Genomic DNA, 6,456 nt, shown 5'->3' with positions numbered 1-6,456 from the left:
AATTAGCCATTGAAGGCTTACCTGAGAGCTGGCAATTACACCGAGAGAAAACCGCCGGACAAGTCAGCTTCCGCCTTTACCAGCGCCAATCAGAATAAGGACATGATATGAAGGTATTAATTTTATTAGCCAAAGCCGCTATTGGTTTTGTGTGGTTTATTTTGCTACTGAATATATTCATGCCCTTCCCGGGTAAAGCGGCGATTGCCCTTTATATTATGGCGGCATTTTTGTTCATGATGCACGGTCTACAAATGCTGATCTTCATTGGTGCTTTTGGCGACAAAGTCAAAATGAGTCGTTGGGAAAGATGGTCGATTCTTATTTTTGGCATTTTTGCTTTGCTCGACATTCGTCGCAAGCACATGATGTAAGCATTTCCTTACGGTCATTATCGCAACAAGATCTCTAAACTATCGATAGCAAAACGCCGCTCAAAAGAGCGGCGTTTTTTATAACAGCACGGAATGACACCACTGACTTGCCTAAGCCAGATAGTTTTTTACACCATCAAGGAACATTTGAGTCGATAGCATCACCAACAGTAACCCCATCAAACGCTCAACGGCTTTTAAGCCGCGTTCACCCAAAATGCGATGGAAGAAACCATAGAACATCAGGATAAAGAACGTCGCGCCCCACGCCAGTAAAACCGCTGCCGACAACTCAAGCAACTGATCTGGATACTGGCTAGATAACAGCAAAATTGCTGCAATCACTGACGGGCCAGCGAGCATTGGGATCGCCATAGGCACAATGAATGGCTCTTCACCTGCCGCCAGCCCTGTAATGCTGCCACCACTCGGAAAAATCATCTTAATCGCAATGATGAACAGGATAATGCCGCCTGAGATGCTCAACGTTTCCGGTTGTACATGTAAGAAGCTCATGATGCTCTTACCGGCAAACAAGAACAACATTAGAATCATTAGCGCAAAACAGAGCTCACGCATCAGCACCTTACGGCGACGTTTTGGATCCAAATGCTTAAGAATCGACAGAACAATGGGCAAATTTCCCAGCGGATCCATAATTAAAAACAGCATGGTCGCTGCAGACAAAATTTCCATTCCTTCCCCTCCAAAATTTAGTCGGCGAAGTATAGCGACTTCCCTAACGATTCGCTCTATTTAAGCTTTGTTCGTCGTGTTTTTATCTAATTAGAAACGAATTAGTGTCCACAAACACGCTCAACATTAATTGTCCATTTACCCTCTACTTCGATGATTTTTTCACGCTGAAGGAAAAAGTCGAACAAGGTATCAAACTGAAAGCCTTCCTGCTTACAGGTACGAAACTGAGCCTGCTCGCCAAATTGCTCACTCACTGCATCACTCAGCTCTTGCTTAGTCATTGGTTGTTCGCGTAATAGATTTAACACTTTGTGAGCGTGGATTTCGTTACTCATGCTTAGCACCTTTATATTGAAGTTAGTCTTTATAAATCGGCGCCAAGCATAAGGGAAAAGGATGAGGGCAACAATCCGTGTTCAACAATCAAGTTAGAGACTTCAATGTTGCACAGCGTTGCAATAAACCCATTAGATAATGAATGAGGCCACAATCAAGCTGTGAGCAAGCAAATAGCTAGCCGAAATCAGATAGCGCCCGGCAACAAGCGGCTGCCGATAATCGTGAATCGCCAATAGCGTGGCTGAAATGGTTAATGACAGGCTACCTAAGAAGGCCAATAAGGCTTGATGAGTGTGTTGCAACAACCACAACTCACCAGTGACCCAATTCAATTGCAGTAAGACCATCCCCATGATCACGACAGGAAAAATAAGTCGGTCGATTTTTGGTAACAGTAAGAAAAAGGCCACAATACCCATTGCAAGCAACATCGCCGCCAACCACCACACCACTTGGCCGGAAAGCTGTAGCCAAAAAGCGGTGCTATAACAAAGCTGAGCGGCAATAAAGCTAGCAAAACAGATGCGTTGACTGCGCTTAGAAATGTACAGCCCATCCGCTAACATAGAAATCACTAGCCCGAGTGATATCCACCACTCAAGTTGCCCAACCAAGCCATCTTGACTCCAAAGCATGACCAATAACAGCAACAATGAAAAAGCCGAAAAAAATACTGCGGTTTTGCGTTGATGACTTTCACAGGCAGAACTCGTGATGAATCCAGATAACGCGACAGCAAGCCAGCTCCACATAACAACACCTCTATCTAATTCGAAGGCTCAGTTTAGGCGCGACGCTTAAATTGTCTACCAACCAAGAACAAAAGTTGGATCTTGATTACGATTCATCCACTTAGTATTCATTTGCTATTTATCTGTCACCGCCATGACAAAAAACAGCCTTGATTAGGCCACTTGCTCCATCAAAGACAGCCCAACGCACAAAAACCATAAAGTTTAACATCACAAAAATAAGATAAACTAAAGAACCAACATAAAAACCATTAAATAACAGCACCTTATATTTAGATAACTTTAAATCAGCCTCAGAACCACAGCGAAGATGAACCAATAAAATAAATTCCACCTTTCAGAATGCTAAAACCACCTTCAACTAGTGAGAATTAATCTCAAAAACAACTCTCACCCAATGAGAAATAGAAACAAATGAAAACTACGACCAGTAATTACCACCAATACATCAAAAATAGACAATATCTTATTGAGTGTTTTATGTTCAATTTTTAAATTAATAAAAAACAACAACTTAATACCAATCAATCCTTATGCAGCATAAAAAAAACACTCAAAAAACGACCAGCTCAACAAACTTATAACGCCCATAAACCGCTAAAATCGACACCATAAATTTGTTTTTATGGGCATTTTCAAGATCTAACTTGATCAACCCACCAAAAACCTGCTATTCTGTAAAGCATAGTAACTAACATCACAGCAAAGGAGCAGAGTTATGATTACTTCTTCACAAAAACAAGGACTTGTAATGATCGCCGTTGTCGTTGGCCTAATGACTCTGCCAATGATGTACTAAGTCAAATACAAAAAAAGAAAGGGACGCCAATGGCGTCCCTTTTTGATTTTAGCTGCGAAAACAGGCGTTAATCGGCTAACTTTTCTACTTATGCCGAAAAGTCAGTCATCGTTCATGACTTACCAATTTAACCACTTCGCCCGTGATTACTAGAAATGGTTAGATAATACATCCCAATGCGCATAGTAGAACAGCATCGCAGCAAGCGTGATTAAGGTCATGAGTGAGATAGCGACCCGCCAAATAAAGCGGCTACTTCTAGGCGTCAGCTCTTTTTCACACTCATCACACACCGTCAGAAATTTACGGCGACTGTCGAGCTTGTAATCATACTCATGCACGACTTTATTACGGATCGTCGCAATGTAGCGAAGCTTGCCAACCACATTGTGAGGCAAGCGCTCTTCACAGCTGGTGATTAACTGATGAAGACCCTTCCCTTCGGCATGGTACTGTGATCTCAGGAGATGCTCGATTTTTCGCGTGCGAGTTACGACACTATCAATATCAGACATCCATTCTCTCCCTGTTAATTAACTTCACTCTCCAATTCCTATTTATGTTCAAAATGAACAAGTTGCAATAAAAATAATACCAAACGATCGGTTAATCCCTAGCTAGATTAACGAGCAAATCATCAATAGCTTGTGATGTGGATCGAAGTTCTATTTGTCACATCCACAATATGTGGTTTATATCTCAGAGCATAGCCAACATCCCTGTGAAAAAGTAGCTAGAATGCATACTGAGTTCACGGGGAGGAACTAATGCCAATTTCACTTTATTTCGCTATTGCACTACTGGGCTTACTTGCCGGTTGGGTCTTCACTAATTTCTATCGTCGTCACATGCAAGGTGAAGATGCGCCAGAACAAACCGTGAATGTCACGATACTCGATAAACAGGCCATTTCAAATGACGAAGCACAGCCCGGCCAAGACGATCAAGAGTATTGGATCTACGTGCAGAAAGGCAAAATCGGCCCTAAGCGTGAGTTTCAAGTGGGTATTCACTACTTTCAAGCGCTTAATCCTGGAGATAAAGGCACTTTGACCTATCAGGGTGATAAGTTTCTACACTTTGCCATGAAACGTTAAGCCTGCTGCACTAATGCTACGGCAATAACCACGCTGTCTTTTTCGAGCGCGCTAACAACCAACTTAATCCTAGCGCGCCAATGCCGCTGATCAGAACCCACAGTGGGATTACCCATAACGGATTACCTTGATGCCAACCCAATGCTTTCATCGGCCATAAAAAAATCGGATGAAGCAGATAGATCCCCAAGCTATATTGGCTGATAAACGCAACCACGTCATAACTGCGCTGAGACAGCTTATCACTCAAATATCGACAGATAACAAAGACCATACTCGCGGCTAAAACAACATTAAGCGTTTTGTACGATAGCCAACGGCCAACCGTGTACTGCCCCGCTTCAACGCTATTTGCGATCACCATCCACACCGTGAGCATTAAGGCAAAGAGCCCAAGCCAAGTGGCAATCATCACGCTCAGCGGATTGAGCGGTAATTTCTTATACAGCAAATATCCCAACGGTAAGTAACCGCTGTATAGCCACATTTGAGCACTCCATGGGCCATCAATCTTAAATAGGTACAATATAGTGGTGAGCAACCATATACCCACAAAAGCAAAAATTGCTTCGTCGTGATCTCGTTTTACTGCCCACTGAAAGCAAGGGATAACAAAATAGAGTGGAATGAAATAGTAGAAAAAGCCCAAGTGGTAGTAAGTCGCGTGTGATGGACTTTGTTCAAGAACGTTAAGTGCCTCTTGACCATCAAAGCCAGCCAATGACCATCCCGACAAATAGGCATAAAACAGCGACCAAACGAGAAAAGGCACTAACACCTTACCCAAGCGTCTTTTTACGTAGTAACCCAATTCAAAATCACGCTTATCACTGAGCATTAACGCTCCAGTGATCAAAATAAAGACGGGCACCGCCCAACGACTGATACTGTTTATCGAAACCGCGCTTGCCCATTGGTCAAAAGGGATCACTCCTAACTCGTTGCGATATGGTGCCAAAACATGAATAGCAATAACCGCAATCGCAGCAACACAGCGCAAAAGGTCAAAAAAGCGAACGCGTTCTCTCATAAAATTATCAAATAGGAAGGTTATGCTATTGAATATAGCAATAAAAAAGCTGACTAAACCAAAGATACGTTACGGTTTAGTCAGCTTTTAGTAAGGGAGCCATGCTAAGCATGCTCGAATCGAGCAGATTAGGCTGAAGCCGGGTTCAGCTTCGGTAGCTTTATTGAAATCACCGTAGTGATGGCTAAGAAAGCAAAAGAGACCCAAAGACACGCTGACAAGCCTGCCATTTGGAATACCCACCCAGAAAGAACGGTACCAATTAAACGTCCCATCGCATTAGCCATATAATAGAAGCCAACGTCCAATGACACGCCATCGCCTTTTGCATAGCTCACTATCAGGTAAGAATGCAGTGATGAATTGACGGCAAAAACCGCACCAAAAATCATCAAGCCCACCACAATCACGAATTGTGGCTGCCAACCAATTTGTACTGCATAAGCAATACCAGCAGTGATCACCGCCAGCAGTGCAGCCCAAGCAAAAGCCGCACTACCATCAGGAACTCGCCCTTGCGCTTTTCCGGTAATCTTAGGCGCGAGGCCTTGAACAAAGCCATAAGCAATCACCCACAATGCGAGGAAGCCACCAACCCACAGGTGTGACCAACCAAACACGCTACCTAAATAGATTGGCAACGCAATCACAAACCACACATCACGGGCACCAAACAAGAACATACGTGCGGCAGACAGAATATTGATCGGTTCAGATTTAGAAAAAATCTGGCTAAACTTCGGCTTAGTTTTCGCTTTGCCCATATCGCGCTCTAAACCAAACAGGCTACCAATCAACACCAAACCAAGTAACCCTGCCATTAGTAAGACCGCGACTTGGAACCCCACCAGCGAAAGCAGTAAACCACCGACAAAGAAGCCCACACCTTTCAGTGCATTCTTTGAACCTGTCAAAATGGCGATCCACTTATACAGTGCGCCTTGCTGATCATCGGGGACTAAACTCTTAATTGAGCTTTTGGCGCTCATTTTATTAAGATCCTTGGCAATACCGGACATTGCTTGAGCCAGCATTACCCAAGGGATGGTTAACCATGCATTGGGTACTGTAAGCATCACTAACGCTACAATCTGCATCCCTAGGCCAAGGTTCATGGTTTTATTCAAACCCAATCTTGCCCCCAACCAACCACCAATCAAATTGGTGACGACACCGAAAAACTCATAGAAAAGAAATAGCGAAGCGATCTCTAGCGTGCTGTATCCCAAATCATGGAAATAGAGCACCACTAGCATTCGCAGGGCGCCATCCGTGACGGTGAAGTTCCAGTAATTAAATGTCACCAACATATATTGGCGAACACTTTTACTTAGATTGGCAAACATAACCCACCTTGTTTATTTAA

9 protein-coding genes and 1 pseudogene are annotated in these 6,456 nt (G+C 43.4%); 3 read left to right on the top strand and 7 right to left on the bottom strand.

Translation table 11 applies throughout. The features are described 5' to 3' along the window. Positions 1 to 98, top strand: a pseudogene (locus RH88_RS23985) (16S rRNA (guanine(966)-N(2))-methyltransferase RsmD); the annotation flags it as partial. Positions 99 to 107: 9 nt separating this feature from the next. Further along, on the top strand, positions 108 to 374 hold the full coding sequence (locus tag RH88_RS21690) for a DUF1145 domain-containing protein (RefSeq protein ID WP_005600061.1): 267 nt from the start codon (positions 108 to 110) through the stop codon (positions 372 to 374). Positions 375 to 485: 111 nt separating this feature from the next. On the opposite strand, the gene RH88_RS21685 is transcribed toward RH88_RS21690, so the two are convergent. From RH88_RS21685 to RH88_RS21665, 5 genes are all read right to left on the bottom strand, one after another. Continuing rightward, positions 486 to 1,070 (bottom strand): YhgN family NAAT transporter, encoded by a 585-nt coding sequence (locus RH88_RS21685; RefSeq protein WP_005600059.1) that lies wholly within the window; start codon positions 1,068 to 1,070, stop codon positions 486 to 488. Positions 1,071 to 1,171: 101 nt separating this feature from the next. Then, positions 1,172 to 1,408, bottom strand: coding sequence for a YecH family metal-binding protein (locus RH88_RS21680; RefSeq protein ID WP_005600058.1), 237 nt, complete (start codon positions 1,406 to 1,408; stop codon positions 1,172 to 1,174). A 132-nt stretch (positions 1,409 to 1,540) separates the two neighbouring features. Continuing rightward, positions 1,541 to 2,164, bottom strand: a complete 624-nt coding sequence (locus RH88_RS21675) for a lysoplasmalogenase (protein ID WP_005600056.1) — start codon at positions 2,162 to 2,164, stop codon at positions 1,541 to 1,543. Positions 2,165 to 2,282: 118 nt separating this feature from the next. Then, positions 2,283 to 2,498: a hypothetical protein gene (locus RH88_RS21670; RefSeq protein WP_005600054.1), complete on the bottom strand. Its 216-nt coding sequence runs from the start codon at positions 2,496 to 2,498 to the stop codon at positions 2,283 to 2,285. A 614-nt stretch (positions 2,499 to 3,112) separates the two neighbouring features. Next, the gene (locus RH88_RS21665) at positions 3,113 to 3,478 is read right to left on the bottom strand and encodes a hypothetical protein (RefSeq protein ID WP_005600052.1); all 366 of its coding nucleotides are present in this window, start codon (positions 3,476 to 3,478) and stop codon (positions 3,113 to 3,115) included. Between the two features lie 252 nt (positions 3,479 to 3,730). Between RH88_RS21665 and RH88_RS21660 the strand changes: the two genes are divergently transcribed. Continuing rightward, the gene (locus RH88_RS21660; protein ID WP_005600051.1) at positions 3,731 to 4,060 is read left to right on the top strand and encodes a DUF2500 domain-containing protein; all 330 of its coding nucleotides are present in this window, start codon (positions 3,731 to 3,733) and stop codon (positions 4,058 to 4,060) included. Between the two features lie 16 nt (positions 4,061 to 4,076). On the opposite strand, the gene RH88_RS21655 is transcribed toward RH88_RS21660, so the two are convergent. Then, positions 4,077 to 5,090, bottom strand: a complete 1,014-nt coding sequence (locus tag RH88_RS21655) for an acyltransferase (protein ID WP_005600050.1) — start codon at positions 5,088 to 5,090, stop codon at positions 4,077 to 4,079. Positions 5,091 to 5,218: 128 nt separating this feature from the next. Continuing rightward, entirely contained in the window at positions 5,219 to 6,436 is a 1,218-nt protein-coding gene (gene arsJ, locus RH88_RS21650; protein WP_005600049.1) for an organoarsenical effux MFS transporter ArsJ, read from the bottom strand. Positions 6,437 to 6,456 lie beyond the last annotated feature (20 nt).

It is taken from the genome of Vibrio scophthalmi LMG 19158, from assembly GCF_000222585.1.
Taxonomy (GTDB): domain Bacteria; phylum Pseudomonadota; class Gammaproteobacteria; order Enterobacterales; family Vibrionaceae; genus Vibrio; species Vibrio scophthalmi.
Note: the sequence above shows the minus strand (reverse complement) of the source record. Positions and strands in the feature narration are given on the sequence as shown.